General features: G+C 59.9%; 16 protein-coding genes, 1 tRNA gene and 2 pseudogenes. 8 read left to right on the top strand and 11 right to left on the bottom strand.

Annotated elements, in window-relative coordinates; genetic code table 11:
• Window positions 1-47: 47 nt before the first annotated feature.
• Window positions 48-1,755 (top strand): annotated as a pseudogene (locus QWY74_RS11880) (potassium/proton antiporter).
• Between the two features lie 26 nt (window positions 1,756-1,781).
• On the opposite strand, the gene QWY74_RS11875 reads toward QWY74_RS11880, so the two are convergent.
• The 6 genes and pseudogenes from QWY74_RS11875 to QWY74_RS11855 form a co-directional block, all read right to left on the bottom strand.
• Entirely contained in the window at window positions 1,782-2,030 is a 249-nt protein-coding gene (locus QWY74_RS11875) for a GlsB/YeaQ/YmgE family stress response membrane protein (RefSeq protein ID WP_264825872.1), read from the bottom strand.
• 271 nt (window positions 2,031-2,301) lie between these two features.
• Complete coding sequence (locus QWY74_RS11870; RefSeq protein WP_264825870.1) at window positions 2,302-2,460, bottom strand: YqaE/Pmp3 family membrane protein; 159 nt, start codon at window positions 2,458-2,460, stop codon at window positions 2,302-2,304.
• A gap of 324 nt (window positions 2,461-2,784) precedes the next feature.
• Window positions 2,785-3,429: pseudogene (locus QWY74_RS11865) on the bottom strand (transposase); the annotation flags it as partial.
• 45 nt (window positions 3,430-3,474) lie between these two features.
• The gene (locus tag QWY74_RS13060) at window positions 3,475-3,660 is read right to left on the bottom strand and encodes a transposase (protein ID WP_264825917.1); all 186 of its coding nucleotides are present in this window, start codon (window positions 3,658-3,660) and stop codon (window positions 3,475-3,477) included.
• A gap of 161 nt (window positions 3,661-3,821) precedes the next feature.
• The gene (locus QWY74_RS11860) at window positions 3,822-4,148 is read right to left on the bottom strand and encodes a hypothetical protein (protein ID WP_264825869.1); all 327 of its coding nucleotides are present in this window, start codon (window positions 4,146-4,148) and stop codon (window positions 3,822-3,824) included.
• A gap of 385 nt (window positions 4,149-4,533) precedes the next feature.
• Window positions 4,534-4,623 (bottom strand) — tRNA-Ser (locus QWY74_RS11855).
• Between the two features lie 211 nt (window positions 4,624-4,834).
• Here QWY74_RS11855 and QWY74_RS11850 point away from each other — a divergent pair.
• The 6 genes from QWY74_RS11850 to QWY74_RS11825 all read left to right on the top strand — a co-directional run bounded on the left by QWY74_RS11850 (window position 4,835) and on the right by QWY74_RS11825 (window position 7,796).
• A complete protein-coding gene (locus QWY74_RS11850; RefSeq protein ID WP_264825857.1) occupies window positions 4,835-5,503 on the top strand; it encodes a Bax inhibitor-1/YccA family protein in 669 nt (222 codons plus the stop codon).
• Between the two features lie 71 nt (window positions 5,504-5,574).
• On the top strand, window positions 5,575-5,967 hold the full coding sequence (tusD, locus tag QWY74_RS11845; protein ID WP_264825856.1) for a sulfurtransferase complex subunit TusD: 393 nt from the start codon (window positions 5,575-5,577) through the stop codon (window positions 5,965-5,967).
• Window positions 5,968-5,981: 14 nt separating this feature from the next.
• Window positions 5,982-6,374: a sulfurtransferase complex subunit TusC gene (gene tusC / locus QWY74_RS11840; protein ID WP_264825855.1), complete on the top strand. Its 393-nt coding sequence runs from the start codon at window positions 5,982-5,984 to the stop codon at window positions 6,372-6,374.
• A 111-nt stretch (window positions 6,375-6,485) separates the two neighbouring features.
• A complete protein-coding gene (gene tusB / locus QWY74_RS11835; RefSeq protein WP_264825854.1) occupies window positions 6,486-6,776 on the top strand; it encodes a sulfurtransferase complex subunit TusB in 291 nt (96 codons plus the stop codon).
• Window positions 6,776-7,132 (top strand): TusE/DsrC/DsvC family sulfur relay protein, encoded by a 357-nt coding sequence (locus tag QWY74_RS11830; RefSeq protein WP_264825853.1) that lies wholly within the window; start codon window positions 6,776-6,778, stop codon window positions 7,130-7,132. Before tusB ends, QWY74_RS11830 begins: the two co-directional genes overlap by 1 nt.
• An 85-nt stretch (window positions 7,133-7,217) precedes the next feature.
• A complete protein-coding gene (locus tag QWY74_RS11825; protein ID WP_264825852.1) occupies window positions 7,218-7,796 on the top strand; it encodes an acyl carrier protein phosphodiesterase in 579 nt (192 codons plus the stop codon).
• On the opposite strand, the gene QWY74_RS11820 is transcribed toward QWY74_RS11825, so the two are convergent.
• The 5 genes from QWY74_RS11820 to QWY74_RS11800 form a co-directional block, all read right to left on the bottom strand.
• Window positions 7,797-9,014, bottom strand: coding sequence for a molybdopterin molybdotransferase MoeA (locus tag QWY74_RS11820; RefSeq protein WP_264825850.1), 1,218 nt, complete (start codon window positions 9,012-9,014; stop codon window positions 7,797-7,799).
• A complete protein-coding gene (gene moaB / locus QWY74_RS11815) occupies window positions 9,007-9,528 on the bottom strand; it encodes a molybdenum cofactor biosynthesis protein B (protein ID WP_264825849.1) in 522 nt (173 codons plus the stop codon). The genes QWY74_RS11820 and moaB overlap by 8 nt, the downstream gene beginning before the upstream one ends.
• Window positions 9,528-9,851, bottom strand: coding sequence for a DUF1244 domain-containing protein (locus QWY74_RS11810; RefSeq protein WP_264825848.1), 324 nt, complete (start codon window positions 9,849-9,851; stop codon window positions 9,528-9,530). Before QWY74_RS11810 ends, moaB begins: the two co-directional genes overlap by 1 nt.
• Before the next feature lie 32 nt (window positions 9,852-9,883).
• Window positions 9,884-10,516, bottom strand: coding sequence for a helix-turn-helix domain-containing protein (locus tag QWY74_RS11805; RefSeq protein WP_264825846.1), 633 nt, complete (start codon window positions 10,514-10,516; stop codon window positions 9,884-9,886).
• A gap of 101 nt (window positions 10,517-10,617) precedes the next feature.
• Window positions 10,618-11,550, bottom strand: coding sequence for a histone deacetylase family protein (locus QWY74_RS11800; protein ID WP_264825845.1), 933 nt, complete (start codon window positions 11,548-11,550; stop codon window positions 10,618-10,620).
• A 137-nt stretch (window positions 11,551-11,687) separates the two neighbouring features.
• Here QWY74_RS11800 and QWY74_RS11795 point away from each other — a divergent pair, with 137 nt between their 5' ends.
• A complete protein-coding gene (locus tag QWY74_RS11795) occupies window positions 11,688-14,456 on the top strand; it encodes a bifunctional acetate--CoA ligase family protein/GNAT family N-acetyltransferase (RefSeq protein WP_264825844.1) in 2,769 nt (922 codons plus the stop codon).
• The last annotated feature ends 3 nt before the right edge of the window (window positions 14,457-14,459 follow it).

The following is a 14,459-nucleotide window of genomic DNA, read 5'->3' as shown; positions in this document are numbered from 1 at the left end:
TGGCGATCATGACACAATAGTATTCCAATATTCAGGCTTCATGACGCATGAATTCGATCAATACTCTTTTCTTGCTGAGCGGTTTCTTGATCGCCCTGAGCATTCTTGCCAGTCGACTTTCGAGTCTGGCCGGTGTGCCCTTGTTGTTGATCTTTCTCGGTCTTGGAATGCTGGCAGGCGAAGAGGGCGTGCTGGGTGTCGAGTTCGATGACTACGCCCTGGCCTTTTCCATCGGGCATGTCGCTCTTGCCATGATTCTTCTGGATGGCGGATTGCGGACCCGCTTGAAGACGTTTCGTGTCGGCTTCAAACCGGCATTGAGTCTGGCGACCCTGGGGGTATTTCTGACCAGTGGCATTGTCGGTAGCATCGCGATGCTGGTGTTTGACCTGACCTTGGTCCAGGGGTTGCTGGTCGGTGCCATCGTCGGCTCGACCGATGCGGCGGCGGTGTTCTCCATGCTGGGAGGCCGGGGCATCAATCTCAATGAACGGGTCGGCGCGACCCTGGAGATCGAGTCGGGCACCAACGATCCCATGGCCATTTTCCTCACGCTGATGCTGGTGGAGATTCTGGTCGGCGACATCGGCGGGGGCTGGGAAACCGCGCTCTTCTTTGTCGAACAGTTCGGTCTGGGCATCCTGATAGGTGTAGGTGCTGGCTGGTTGAGCGCCCGGCTGCTCAGCTGGCTGGATCTGGCGCCGGGCCTTTATTCGCTGCTGGCGCTGGCGCTGGGGTTCTGCGTATTCGGCCTGACCAGTGCGCTGGGCGGTAGTGGCTTTCTGGCCATTTACCTGACCGGCTTGATGATCGGGAATCGGCCGGGACGACACCTCAATTTCATCCTCCCGGTGCATGATGGTTTCGCATGGCTGAGTCAGATCGGACTCTTCCTCGTGTTGGGACTGCTGGTCAATCCCAGCGAGCTTCTCGATGTTGCCTTGCCGGCCGCTCTGGTGGCCCTGGCACTGATATTGGTGGCACGCCCGATTGCCGTGCTGATTGCCATAAAACCGTTCTTTCGCTTTCGCTGGCGGGGATGTAATCTTCATTGCCTGGGTGGGGTTGCGCGGGGCAGTGCCAATCGTTCTGGCCATCTTCCCGGTGATGGGTGGCGTCGAGAACGCATCGCTGTATTTCAATATCGCCTTCGCGGTGGTGCTGCTTTCGCTGCTGATTCAGGGCGGGAGCCTATCCTGGGTGGCGCGCCGCACCAGGGTGCTGCTCCCCCCCATGGTCACGCCCAATCGGCGTGGCCCACTGGGCATTCAAGCCAGTAACGATTTTGAAATGTTCGTCTACGTGGTGGAAAACAGTGACCTGGAAGATGTGCCCATTCGACTGTTGCGTTTTCCGTCCGGAGCCCTGATCGCCTCCCTGTTCCGGGATGGCGTCATGCTGCATCCCAAGGGTTCGACACGCCTGTGCCGTGACGATGTGCTGTGTGTCATAGGTCGAACGGATGATCTGCCGGCCCTGAACCGTCTGTTCAATGGGGATGCCACCCTCAAGCGGGAAAAAGCCTTCTTTGGCGCTTTCACTTTCTCGGGTGAAGTCCGTATGGGAGATCTGGCAGACGCTTATGGTTTGACCCTGAGCCCGGGGGAGCACGAAATGACCTTGGCGGAGTTCATTTCATTACGAGTCGGCGGTCACCCTGTGGTGGGTGATGATGTCGATTGGCACGGGATCCACTGGGTGGTCAGTGAAATGAAGGGCAATCAGGTGACCCAGGTCGGCTTGCGGTTGTATTGAGGGCCGGCCATGGCCGGCCCCGGGTGTTACTTGACGACCTTGTTGTAGATGAACAGCACGATAAGTGCGCCGACAATGGCAATCCCGAAGCTGCCCAGGTTGAACCCATCGACACTGCCGAAGCCGAGGAAAGTGCTGACCCAGCCGCCGACAACGGCGCCGACAATACCCAGAAGGCAGGTCATGATGAAACCGCCCCCGTCCTTTCCGGGCATGATCAGTTTGGCGACGACACCGGCAATAACGCCGAAAATGATCCAAGCAATGATACCCATGTATTCCTCCGAATGTGGTATTTTTTGCCTGCTGTTGCTGAGTGCCAGACAGGTGGCGCCAGTCTGATGGCCTGCTTGCGTACTGTCCATGTCAGTTTAGGGAAGTTCATCAATCACCAGGCCCTGGTGTGTAAATGTGTTGCCATACTGCGTCATTCTACGGGACCACTTTCCCCCCCCCCGGGTTGGAAACGAACGGCAAGCCAGAGGCGGAACAGGGGTGGGGGAGCAAAAAAGTACGGCCCTTGAGAGGGCCGTGGTGGGAGAGCTACTAGCGCCTGGCGATAATCCAGACAGCATGTACGATACCGGGAATGTAGCCCATGATGGTCAATAGAATGTTGACCCAGAAGTGAAGCCCGAAACCGACCTGTAGAAAAACACCCACAGGTGGCAACAGGATGGCCAGTATGATTCGTATAATATCCATCGTGATTCCCTTTTCGATTGAGTGGTAGTTCGGGTCCATCCTAATCTTGATGTGGTGGCTTGTCAGCTGCTTTGTCCACCCCCTGGAAGATTCCGGTGTTGCGTAGCTCTTGGCTATTGCGCTTGTGATGAAGTGGCGCGGCCCGTTGGCTGGTTAGCCCGGATATTGCACCAGGGCTGCGACGTTGGTCTGCTGAGTGACCAGGCCAGCTTGTCGCGCCAGTTTTAGCGAAGATTGGTCATTTTTTGATCGATGCGCCGGCAATAAGGCCCACTGCTCCCTACCTACAGTATTTATGCCGTGCCGCGGACAGCACCGCACTGGTCATCTCGGCACCAGCTTGCTAGCGAGCTTACGAAATAGGCTCTGATCGGGGGAAGGACTGCTCAGCATCAGGCGGACGAGACGGGTATTGCGGATCACCACGCCACCGATCTTCACAAACTTCAAGCGCAGCGTGGTGACCTGGGCCGTGGCGTAGGCGGTGCGCTTCAGATACACCTGGCGCAGCCGTTTCAGCAGCAGATAGGCCAGGCCGGCCAGCAGCAACCGGTACTGGTTGGGCCACCCGTCATGGCAGCTGGTGCGATCCGAGAACAACCACTGCTGTTCCTTGATGCGGTTCTCCATGTCGCCGCACGGGCAGTAGCGATGATCGTAGAGCCACTGCGGACTGCCATGAAGGTTGGTCACCACGTAGCGGGTGTTGAAGCCCCGGTGGCTGGTTTCGGCCTTGACCACCACCTTGCGCCTCGGGCGCTTCCAGCTGTGAGCAGCATAGTGGATGCGCCCGAAGTGGCGCTGCTTGGTCCGCTCGCCCTCCCAGCGGATGGTTGATTCATAGCGAATATCGAATGACAGCTTCTCGAGGCGGCTGCTGGTGGTTAGGCCGACGATGTATTCGACGCTATGGCGCTCACACCAGTTGAGGATCATCGGCCGACAGAAGCCACTGTTGCCACGGAAGACGACCTCCCTCTTAAGGGCTACCGCCCATTAGCGACTGGCTTGCTGTTAGAAACGGCACAGCGTCGATTGGCTGGCCAGCGCAACCTCGGTATCGACCGCCGCCTGTAGGGCGATATCACAGCGTGGGGCATGATGAGCGGTGAGATCTTCGTAGTCCAGCGCCAGACCGAAAACCCGCTGCCGAAGCATGGTTTCGGCAGCGGTGCTGACAACGGCGAGAGCCTGAGACAGTCGGCGATTCGTGAGACAGCGGGCCGGGTAGGTTGCTGATAGGCCAGGGGAATCGAACCGGGTGCGGCTCTGCTATCGAGCAACATTCGCCCCTGTCAGGAGCAGGGGCGAGTAGGATCACTTGCTGATTTGCTCTGCTTTGCGGCGGCAGTCCGGTAGTGTCAGTTGCTGACCTCAGGGTTATGATTTGATTGTACGCCACCGTCTAAGACGATGGGGTCGGTATCCAAATCGCCGTGTGTCTCCCGCTTAGCATTGTAGTTGGACTGAACCCCGCCATCCTGGATGATTGGTTTGTCATCGAGGGTGCCGCCATTATCTGCTCGTTCGGCAATGTGGTCGGATTGTACGCCGCCATCCTGAACGAGGGATTCGCCTTCGTTTGCGTGCATCTGGGACGTATCGCCACGATGATGGTCGGCGATGGCCATGCCTGAAAGCATGGTCATTGAGGCCGTGAGCGCTGCAATCTTGATTGAATTATTCATGATGTACCTCCCGTTTCGTGATCTGCATTACCGCCGTATCAGACGAAGAGGCGGTAAGCGTACTCATAAATACGAGGACGGGAGGCGTAGGGTTTCACGTCGTCGAATACTTGGATAGATAGGACGCTCTTCGAGGCGGCCTTCTTGTGAGCAAAACAGCGTCCAAGAGGTACCATTTGACTGGTGCCCCTGCGAAGACAAAGCTTTTCGCTCTGGCTCTGGCTCCTGCCTTAGACTTTGGCTTAACTTCAGTCGTTTAAGCACCGGGTCACCGGGTCAGCCGATTCTTTATAATGTGTGCTGTCAGAGATGTTATAGAGAAGGGGGGTTGCGAGACCCAAACAAATAGGGAATCAGCTAATTAGCTGATTCCCTTGAAGAAAGGTGGCGGAGGGACAGGGATTCGAACCCTGGGAAGGCTCTCACCTTCGCCGGTTTTCAAGACCGGTGCATTCAACCGCTCTGCCATCCCTCCGGCTCACGGCGATGTATATTATCAAAATTTCCGGAAGAGTCAACCGTCGTATTCCAGCGGGGTGGCATTCGCCTTGCGCCGTCCTGACCTATACTCACTGTAGAGGACGCCGGATCCCGGGGCCGGGAACAGCGAGGTGCTTGCGTCTGCCATTCTTAGGGGGCATTCTGTAGGCATTGCCCTGATCATAATTTACAGGAGTGTTGGATCAATGGCTTACCAAGATACGCATGTAACACAACAAGCTACACAGAGCGTTAGTGCCAACAAGACGCTACGCAACACCTATGGCCTGTTGTCACTGACATTGCTGTTCTCCGCCGTGACGGCGGGCACTGCCATGGCAATGGGTGTTCAGCAGATGAACATCTTTGTCTTCTTCATCGGTGCTTACGGACTGATGTTCCTGGTGCACAAGACCGCCAATTCGGCGCTGGGGCTCTTGTTGACCTTCGCCTTCACCGGTTTCATGGGCTTCACTCTGGGACCGCTGCTCAGCGCCTACCTGACGCTTCCCAACGGTGCTCAGTTGATCATGACCGCACTGGGCATGACGGGTCTTACCTTTTTGGGCCTGTCGGCGGTCGCGCTGATAACCCGCAAGGACTTCAGCTTCCTCAGCAACTTCTTGCTGGCCGGTGCCATCGTGCTGGTTCTCGCCATGCTGGCGAGTATCTTTCTGCAGATTCCGGGCCTGTCGTTGATGGTGTCCGCCGGCTTCGTGCTGTTCTCTTCCGCGGCTATCCTCTACCAGACCAGTGAAATCATCCACCGCGCCGGGGAAACCAATTACATCCTGGCCACGATTACCCTATACGTTTCCATCTACAATCTTTTCGTGAGTCTGCTCTCCATACTGGGGATCATGAGTCAGGACTGATCCCCGGCTGACGAACGATCCGGGTATTCTGGCCCCGCCTCGGCGGGGCCAGTCCGTTGAGAGAGTGCTTCATGCGTTATGCCATCCTGGTTCTGGCGGCACCCTATAGCCATCAGGCGAGCCACTCGGCCCTGCGGTTTGCCCACGCAGTCCTGGCCCGGGGACACCAACTGGATAGTGTATTCTTCTATCATGATGGGGTTTGCAATGCCGCGCGATTGGCCGCTCCTCCCCAGGATGAGCCCCAGCTTCTGGATGGGTGGATGAATCTCAGTGCCGAGCATGATGTCGCGCTCCAGGTATGCATTGCAGCGGCCTTGCGGCGAGGTCTGATGGACGAGCGCGAAGCCGCCCGGCATGGCAAGTCCGGGCATAGTGTCGAGCCTCCCTTCGAGCTGGTCGGTCTGGGTCAGCTCGTCGACCTGGGGTTGGGCTGTGATCGTCTGATAACCTTCGGCACCTGAAGAGAGGTCCGGCGATGCCATACCTCGAAGAACAGAACGGTTGTTCCACCAAGGGAGATATTCTGCTGGTGTTGCGTCATGCACCGCACGGCAGCAGCTGGCTGAGGGAAGGCCTGGACATTGCCCTGGTGGGTGCTGCATTCGATAGAGACGTTTCTCTGCTGTTCATGGGGGAGGGCGTCCTGGCGCTGCTCAGCGGCCAGCAAGCGGGAGCCCTGGGGCAGAAGGGCACACACCCTACGCTGCAGATGCTGGAGATGTACGACATTGACGCACTCTTTGTCGAGCAAAGAGCCATGGAACGTTATGGTTTGGTCCAGGAAGACTTGATCCTGGCTCCTCAGGGGCTCGAGGAGGCTGGAATGGCCGACTTGATTAAACATCATGATCTGGTGCTGACGTTTTAAGCATGCTCTCCGAAACTCAAGGTAGATGCTTGCTGCTTGTGTCCTGCAGGTTGCGCCAGTACTTGTGGGCCTTGATGAGCGGCGCTGTTTCTGGTGATTGGTGAGGGAATCATGATACTGCATGTCGTCAATCAAGCCCCGGATGCCGGTCGGACCCTGGAACAGGTGCTGTCGGCCATGGCGGACGATGATTGTCTGCTATTGATTGAGGATGGTGTCGTTGGTGCCATGCCCACTCTGGCCGCGCTCTTCACCGCGCTGGAAGGTCGACGCTACGTACTGCGCGAGGATCTGGAGTCGCGTGGCCTGCTCGGGCGCCAGCCTGAAGGCTTTGCCATTGTGGACATCGACGGTTTCGTGAATTTGACCGAGGAAGCGGCTAAAACCGTGAGCTGGTATTAATGGCCTCCACAGAAATATACCGTTATCTTGTGCTCAACAATGGGCAATCTATCCCCGTCGACCCTGAGGGTTATCTGGTTGACAGGACGCATTGGTCACTCGATGTTGCCCGGATACTGGCCAAAGAGGCATCCATTCAGCTGGATGAAGAGCATTGGGCCGTCATCGAGGTGGTGCGCGATTTTTATCGCCAATACGAAATGGCCCCGGCCATGCGTCCTCTGGTCAAGGCCGTCGGCAAGCAACTGGGTGCTGAAAAGGGCCGCTCCATTCATCTGATGCGCCTCTTCCCGGGAAGTCCTGCCAAGGTGGTCGCTCGTATCGCTGGCTTGCCGAAACCCGCCAATTGTCTATGAGCATCGGCTTGCCCCGTGCGTCACTCATGCCGGTTGGCAATGTGTCATGGTGGTTTTTGATGTTGTCTCTTCTTGACGCTTCGCAATGAATTTTCTTGCCCATGCATGGTTGGCGCGAGGGGGCTCCCAGGCGTTTGTCTATGGCAACCTGATTGCCGACGGTGTCAAGGGAGTAGATCTCTCCAGCTGGCAGCCACCCGTGGCCCGCGGGATACGTCACCACCGTCGTGTGGATGCCTTTGTCGATCGCCACTCTGTCGTCCGTGAGGCCCGTAACAGAGCACCTGCACAGCAGCGGCGTCATGCGGGTATTGCGCTTGATCTGGTGTGGGATCATTTCCTGGCGGCCAGCCTGGACGTGGCGGCTCGAGATGCTCTGGTGAAGCGCTGCTACCGTCTGCTTGGCGGGTGGGGCGCGCCCAACAGGTTGAGTCCCATGGTGCCTTGTCTGATCGGTCAGGACTGGCTGAGAGGGTATGCCGATTTCGACTTTACCTGTCGGGCCATCGCCGGCCTCGGCCGTCGGCTGAGCGGCCCCAACCATCTGGAGGCCCTGATTCCCTGGCTGCACAGCGATTATCTGGCGTTGTCAGAGGGTTTTCGTACCCTTCGGGGTGATCTGGACAACGTCCTCAGCATACCGCCGGTCTCCGCCTCCCTCTGATCAACCTGCGCTCAGCCAGAGACATTCTACGGCATCACCGGGCTCTATTCGGGTGTCCGGCGGAATGACCGCCAGTGCATCGGCTCCCACACAGGACGACAGGACCCCGGAGTTCTGATCCGGATAGGCGTGGGCTTTTATGCCCTCAGACGAAAAGGCCAGCGAGACCCTCATGTAGTGCCGCCTTGGCCCGGTGCTCGTGGTGAAGTCTGCATTCGCACGCAGGCAGGGGAGCTCCTTGAGCTCAGCACAGTCGAGCATGTGCCCCAGCAGGGGACGTAGAAACAGCCAGGCCCCCACGAAGCTGGACACCGGATTGCCCGGCAGTCCGACCAGGACGGTGCTGCCCCCGGCCGCATCGGGGATTCGGCCGATCGCCAATGGCTTGCCGGGCTTCATTGCCAGTCGCCAGACATCCAGTTGACCCAGCGATTCGATGGCCGCCTTGACGTGATCTTCCTCGCCGACGCTGACGCCACCCGTGGTCACCACCAGGTCCGCATCAGCGGCTGACGAGGCCAGCAACTGCCGCGTGCGTTGTGCCTGATCGGGGACAGCGGCCACGATGGATACCTCGGCACCAAAACTTTCGAGCAATGCCCTGAGCATCGGGCGGTTGGTATTGTAGATCTGCCCGGGGCGGAGTGGCTGGCCCGGCTCGATGATTTCGTCACCGGTGGAGAGCAGGGCAATGCGCGGTCTGCGGCGTACCCGGAGCCTGGTGACGCCCTGGCCGGCCAGGTGCCCCAGGGCAGCAGCGTCCAGCCGTGTGCCGGCACTCAGCAAACGGCTTCCAGCCTGCACATCGCTGCCTTGCGGTCGCACGTTGTTGTAGCGCGGGATCGACTGGGGAAAGCGAATACCCTGGGGTGTTTCCTCGACCTTTTCCTGCATGACCACCGTGTCGGCGCCTTCCGGCATCAGTCCACCGGTGAAAATGCGTGCGCAGCTGTCCAAGGCCAGACGGTCCGGTTGAGCCCCGGCGGTAATTCGCTGGCTTACCGGGAGGACGCGCCCTGCGTCACCATGGTAAAGGGCGTAGCCATCCATGGCGCTGTTGGCAAAGGGCGGTACATCCAGTTGTGCGGTGACACTCTCGGCCAGTACCCGGTGAAATGCGCCCTCGGAGTTCACCATCTCGCTCGGCATCAATGGCGTTTCGGCAAGCAGGGCGGCCAGGGCATCTTCCACGGAGCACAGCGCGCTGGCGTCAGCCATGATGACCTCGCTGAGGAATGACCAGGTTGGCAAAGTTGCAGGGGCGATGCCGGCTGTCCAGTTGCTCGGCCAGAATGCCATGCCAGGCTGTCCGACAGGCGCCTGTGGAGCCGGGCAAGCAGAAGATCAGGGTCTGATTGGCCAGTCCGGCGAGGCAACGGCTCTGCACGGTCGAGCTCCCGATTTCCTGCCAGGAGAGGTGGCGAAATAGCTCTCCGAAGCCTTCAATGCGGCTGTCGAGCAGGGGGTCGATGGCCTCCGGCGTTGAATCCCGTGCCGTGAAGCCGGTGCCGCCGGTGGTTACGATCACCTGAACCTCCGGGTCGGCAATCCAGGTGGCGACGCGGGCCCGTATCCAGTAGATGTCATCGCGAACCATGGTTTTGGTCGTGAGCTGATGGCCGGCGCTCTCGAGCGCTCCCACCAGCCACTGGCCGCTGTTGTCGTCGGCCTCGGTTCGAGTATCGGAAATGCTCAGTACGGCGATGCGCAGAGGGATCAGTGGGGCGCTCATCAATCGGAGTCCCGATTCTGTTTGGCGGCCTGCCGGGCTTCTAGTGCAGCCAGTTGTTCCGGCGTGGCCTCGGGCTGATAGCGTGCCTTCCACTCAGCATATGGCATGCCATAGACATACTCGCGTGCCGCTTCATAATCCAGGGATTCACCACGCGCCTCGGCTTCGGCCATCAGCCATTTTGAAAGGCAGTTGCGACAGAAGTCCGCCAGTATCATCAGGTCGATGTTCTGCACGTCCTTGTTGTCGTCGAGATGACGCAACAGGCGGCGAAATGCCGCTGCTTCCATTTCGGTGCGCGTCGCGTCGTCGATATGCTGCATGGAGAGCCTCCGATGTGGCTTGTTGAGACAGATCAATGTCCGGCACGCGGGGTGCAGACCGACAGCACGATGGCATCTTCCGCGCTGACCGAGACGAGTGCATGGCCCATGTCACTGTCAAAGTAGATGCTGTCGCCCTTGACCAGCAACACGGGTTCGTAGAACTCTGAGTAGAGGTGAACCTCTCCCTCCAGGATCATCAAAAACTCTTCCCCGTCATGGCGAACCCACTGTTGGAAGTCGTCGAAACGCCGCGCGCGGACGACCGTCTTGAAGGGGATCATGCGCTTCTGGGCCATCTCGCAGCTGAGTAGCTCATGCTCATAGGTCGGTGTCGGATGCAACTGGCCGGCCCCACTGCGGGTCAGGTCTCGTCGACCCATGGTTCGAGCCTTGCCGGGGGGCTGACTAAGCAACTGCGGCAGGTCGATTCCCAGGCCGCCGATGAGTTTCTGCACGGCAGCGAAGGTCGGCGATGTCTGGCCATTTTCGATCTTCGACAGGGTCGAGCGTGCCAGGCCGGTTCGCTGGCTGACGTCGCTCAGCGTCCAGTCATTGGCCTGGCGGATTTCCCTGAGGCGTTCGCCGAGTCGCAGGGGCTCGACGAAAGGCTTGCGACCCGAGGCGATGCGCAGGGCCGCATCCTGGTCTTGGTTGCCGTTCATGCGCGTTCACTCAAGGAAACGAATATGCGGTAGATTAGCATATCGGAACCTGGCACCGGCTAGTCCCGGCGACCCTGGCCTGGGTCACGGCGACATCATGCTCAGCCAGGGGGCAGTCCCAGCAGCGCCTTGAGGTGAGCTTCCACGCTGAGGCCCAGTGCTGAACCTGCGTAGCCGCCCTCGAGCACCGAGACCAGGCGCTTGTCCGCGTAGCGCTCGGCCACTTCCATGGCCAGACGGGTAACCCAGTAGAAGTCGTCCGGCGTTAGGTTCAGTTCTCCCAGGGGGTCTTCGCGGTGAGCATCGAAGCCGGCCGAAAGCAAGACCAAATCGGGCTGGAAATGATGCAGGGCGGGAAGCCAGTCAGCCTCGATGGCGCGCCTGAATGCCGCGCCATCGCTGCCGGACGGCAAGGGCGTATTGATGATGTTGGGGGCAGTGCTTTCCAGGTAGCGCCATGGGTAGAAGGGGGACTGAAAACTGCTGCAGACCAGCACGCTCGGGTCATTCTGGAAGATATCGATGGTGCCGTTGCCCTGGTGCACGTCGAAATCCAGAATGGCCACGCGTTGCGCTGCGTGGACATTTCGCGCATGGGCGGCGGCGACCGCCACATTGTTGAAGAAGCAGAAGCCCATGGCCTTGGATGCCTCGGCATGATGGCCCGGAGGACGCATGGCGCAGAAGACGTTGTCGGCCTGATGTCGATATACCCGGTCGACGCCCTTGATGGCGGCACCGGCCGCCAGCCGCGCAATGCGCAGGCTATCCGGGGTCATGAGGGTGTCGCCATCCAGGGACTGAACGCCCTCACACGGGTTACAGTTTTCCAGGTATCGCAGGTGTTGTGCCGGATGCACACGATACAGTTGCTGGTTACTGGCCTCGGTCGCCTCGCACTGCATGGTCTGTTGCAGGAGGCCGGTGAGCTTCAGTCGTGCCTGGATGGCATCCAGGCGCTTGGGCGACTCAGGATGCCCCGGCCCCATGAAATGCCTGGGGTGATCCGGGTGGGTAATATAGGCTGTTATCATGCTGCCCCTCCGCTGGCGTGGTATCACTCTAGAGCCCAGCCCTTCCTCTATGGAAGTGGCCATAGGTCGTAAGCCGTCGGCAGAGCGCCCGAGTGGACATAGACCAGCCGGAGCCCCGTCATCCAGAGGAGTCGCCGATGAGCACTCGTTTTGTGAACCATTTTTTCGACCCGCGAAGTATCCTCGTCGTGGGGGCGTCTGAAAAGCCCCAATCCATGGGCGGCGTGGTGATCGGCAATCTGCTGGAAGGGGGCTTCACGGGTCCGATCTGGGCATGGAGCGAGGATACGCTCAGTGACACAGCGCCGCAGCCCCTGCTGGGGGTGCCATGCTTCAATCGTCTCGATGACCTGCCCGGGGTAGCCGATCTGGCCGTGGTCTGCTCGCCCATCGATGACGTTGCCGAGATGGTCGAGGCACTGGGCCGACATGGGACACGTGCCGCGCTGGTGCTTTCCGGCGGCCCTCATCCGCGCAGAGCGGGCGAGGAGGGGCCATCCATCGGGGAGCGCATTCTCGGGGCGGCACGGGCATCGGGCGTCCGTGTTCTGGGGCCGGAATGCATGGGGCTCATCGTGCCGGGACGGCGCCTCAATGCCTCCTGTTCCGGACGGTCGGTGAAGCGTGGCCGGGTGGCCTATCTGGGGCAGTCGGGCATGCTGGGGAATGCCATGATCGACTGGGCCGCGGGGCGCGAGATCGGCTTCTCACATCTGCTGACACTGGGCGACAGCGTCGATGTGCTGCTGCCGGATCTGATCGATTACATCAACCAGTACTCCCCTCCCCAGGCCATTCTGCTGCATCTGGAACACATCCTCGATGCACAGCACTTCATGACGGCCTTGCGTGACGCCTCACGACATCGTCTGGTGCTGGCCATCAAGAGTGGGCGGACGGCTGAATCGGATATTTCCGGATTGCCTTCCACTCCCGGTATTGCCAACCGCGATCAGGTATTCGCCGCCGCCTTCGCTCGGGCCGGTGTCGTCCGGGTCAATGATTCCGATGAGCTCTTCGATGCCCTGGAAACCCTGTCGCGCATGAAGCCGTTGCGCGGTGACAGGCTGGCGGTTGTCTCCAATGGCCTGGGGCCGGCCATGCTGGCGATCGACAAGTTGATCAACGCCGGGGGGCGGCTGGCCGAGTTCGAGCCTGAAACCCGGGCCCGCTTGCAAGAAGAGCACCAGGATCGCAGCAAGCCCGGTGAAAACCCGGTGGACCTGGGGGGCATGGCGACGCCTCAAGCCTTTGTTGAGGCGCTGGAGCTGGTGGCCGCCGACCCGGGCGTCGATGCCGTGCTGGTCGTCCATGCGCCAACCCGGCTGGCCCCGTCGCTGGAAACGGCGCGTGCGGTCATCGAGGCCCGCAAGCGCTTTCGACGCAACCTCTTGACCAGCTGGATGGGCCTGGGCGAAGCGCTAGCGGCCCGGCATGAGTGCAATCAAGCCGGGATTCCCACCTATATTTCGCCGGAAAAGGCCGTCAAGGCCTTCATGCACATGGTGGATTATCAGCGGGTGCAGGCCCTACTGCATGAGACGCCGCCCAGTCTGACGTTTTCCACGCCAGCGGCGAGCCGCCAGGCATGCCGCGAGCTGATCGAGGAGGCGCAGGCCCAGTCGCGGGAAACCCTGTATCATTCCGAGGTGGCCCGGGTGCTAGAGGCCTATGGTATTCCTGCGGCGCACAGCCGTTATCTATCCGGCGCAGAAGAGGCGCTCCATGCGGCCGGTGACTTCCCGGGACCCATGGCCCTGAAGGTCGTGCATGACGGCAATTGCCGCCCCTTTCGCTATCGTCGTCACCCGCACAAGCTGTCAGCCGGCTTGCTTCAGGACCTGATGACACCCGAGGAGGTTGCCCTGGGCGTCACGCAACTGGGCAACAAGGTGCGGGAGAAGTTTCCGGACCTGGAGATTCGTGAGTATTGCCTGCAGGCCATGCAGCGCGGCAAGCACTCGATGCAGCTATGCGCCGGGATTACCCGGGACCCGGTATTCGGCCCCTTGGTTGTCTTCGGCATTGGCGGCTACAAGGTCAATATCCTCGCCGATCGCCAAGCGGCGCTACCACCGCTCAACATGTCCCTGGCGGCCGATGTGGTCGGTCGAACCCATGCCGCTCGCCTGATCCGTGAGCACTCTCCCGATCCGCAGCGCGATATGACGCGTATCGGTGAACTGCTGGTCAAGTTGTCGCAGATGGCCAGTGACCTGCCGAACCTGCAGGGACTGGAGCTCAATCCGATTCTGCTCAACCGGGATGGTTTGATGGCAGTGGACTTCGCCATGGATCTCGGCAAACCGGCACGTTTTGCCATCATGCCGTATCCGGAAGAACTGCGTGAGTGGGTGACATTGCGCAATGGCTGGGAGGTGGAGGTGCGGCCGATTCGCGCCGAGGATGCGCCGATGATTGCCCGGTTTCATGGTCGGCTTTCCGAGCAGAGCATCCGCTTCCGCTACTTCCACCACAAGTCGGATCTGAGCCAACGGGACCTGTCGATGCTGTCCCACATCAATTATGACCGTCAGATGGCCTTCATTGCCGAGCATCCCTTGCAGGATGGCAGCAAGGAGATGCTGGGCGTCGTCCGGGTGTGGAACGACCCGGACAATATCCGCACCGAATTCTCTATCATCATCCGTGATGACCTGCAGGGGCTGGGTATCGGCAAGCTGCTGATGGAGCGCATTATCCGTTACAGCAAGAGCGTCGGGACCCTGGAAATGGTCGGTCAGATCATGGCCGACAATCGGCCCATGCGATCACTGCTGAAATACCTGGGCTTTCGTCAGCGATACAACATGGAAGAGCAAGTGGTGGATGCGTTCCTGCGCCTCAATGAACCTGGCAGCGAGTGGCAGCGCCACCGCCTGGAGGCGGCGGCCTTCGAGGCGTGACCA

The organism is Halomonas almeriensis, from assembly GCF_030409235.1.
Taxonomy (GTDB): domain Bacteria; phylum Pseudomonadota; class Gammaproteobacteria; order Pseudomonadales; family Halomonadaceae; genus Halomonas; species Halomonas almeriensis.
Note: the sequence above shows the minus strand (reverse complement) of the source record. Positions and strands in the feature narration are given on the sequence as shown.

Coding starts and splice junctions, on each gene's coding strand:
- tusC (WP_264825855.1), top strand. CDS start 5,982: ATGCCATACCTCGAAGAACAGAACGGTTGTTCCACCAAGGGAGATATT.
- moaB (WP_264825849.1), bottom strand. CDS start 9,528: ATGAGCGCCCCACTGATCCCTCTGCGCATCGCCGTACTGAGCATTTCC.
- tusD (WP_264825856.1), top strand. CDS start 5,575: ATGCGTTATGCCATCCTGGTTCTGGCGGCACCCTATAGCCATCAGGCG.
- QWY74_RS11830 (WP_264825853.1), top strand. CDS start 6,776: ATGGCCTCCACAGAAATATACCGTTATCTTGTGCTCAACAATGGGCAA.
- QWY74_RS11870 (WP_264825870.1), bottom strand. CDS start 2,460: ATGGATATTATACGAATCATACTGGCCATCCTGTTGCCACCTGTGGGT.
- QWY74_RS11850 (WP_264825857.1), top strand. CDS start 4,835: ATGGCTTACCAAGATACGCATGTAACACAACAAGCTACACAGAGCGTT.
- QWY74_RS11875 (WP_264825872.1), bottom strand. CDS start 2,030: ATGGGTATCATTGCTTGGATCATTTTCGGCGTTATTGCCGGTGTCGTC.
- tusB (WP_264825854.1), top strand. CDS start 6,486: ATGATACTGCATGTCGTCAATCAAGCCCCGGATGCCGGTCGGACCCTG.
- QWY74_RS11825 (WP_264825852.1), top strand. CDS start 7,218: ATGAATTTTCTTGCCCATGCATGGTTGGCGCGAGGGGGCTCCCAGGCG.
- QWY74_RS11805 (WP_264825846.1), bottom strand. CDS start 10,516: ATGAACGGCAACCAAGACCAGGATGCGGCCCTGCGCATCGCCTCGGGT.
- QWY74_RS11860 (WP_264825869.1), bottom strand. CDS start 4,148: ATGAATAATTCAATCAAGATTGCAGCGCTCACGGCCTCAATGACCATG.
- QWY74_RS11810 (WP_264825848.1), bottom strand. CDS start 9,851: ATGCAGCATATCGACGACGCGACGCGCACCGAAATGGAAGCAGCGGCA.
- QWY74_RS11820 (WP_264825850.1), bottom strand. CDS start 9,014: ATGGCTGACGCCAGCGCGCTGTGCTCCGTGGAAGATGCCCTGGCCGCC.
- QWY74_RS11800 (WP_264825845.1), bottom strand. CDS start 11,550: ATGATAACAGCCTATATTACCCACCCGGATCACCCCAGGCATTTCATG.
- QWY74_RS11795 (WP_264825844.1), top strand. CDS start 11,688: ATGAGCACTCGTTTTGTGAACCATTTTTTCGACCCGCGAAGTATCCTC.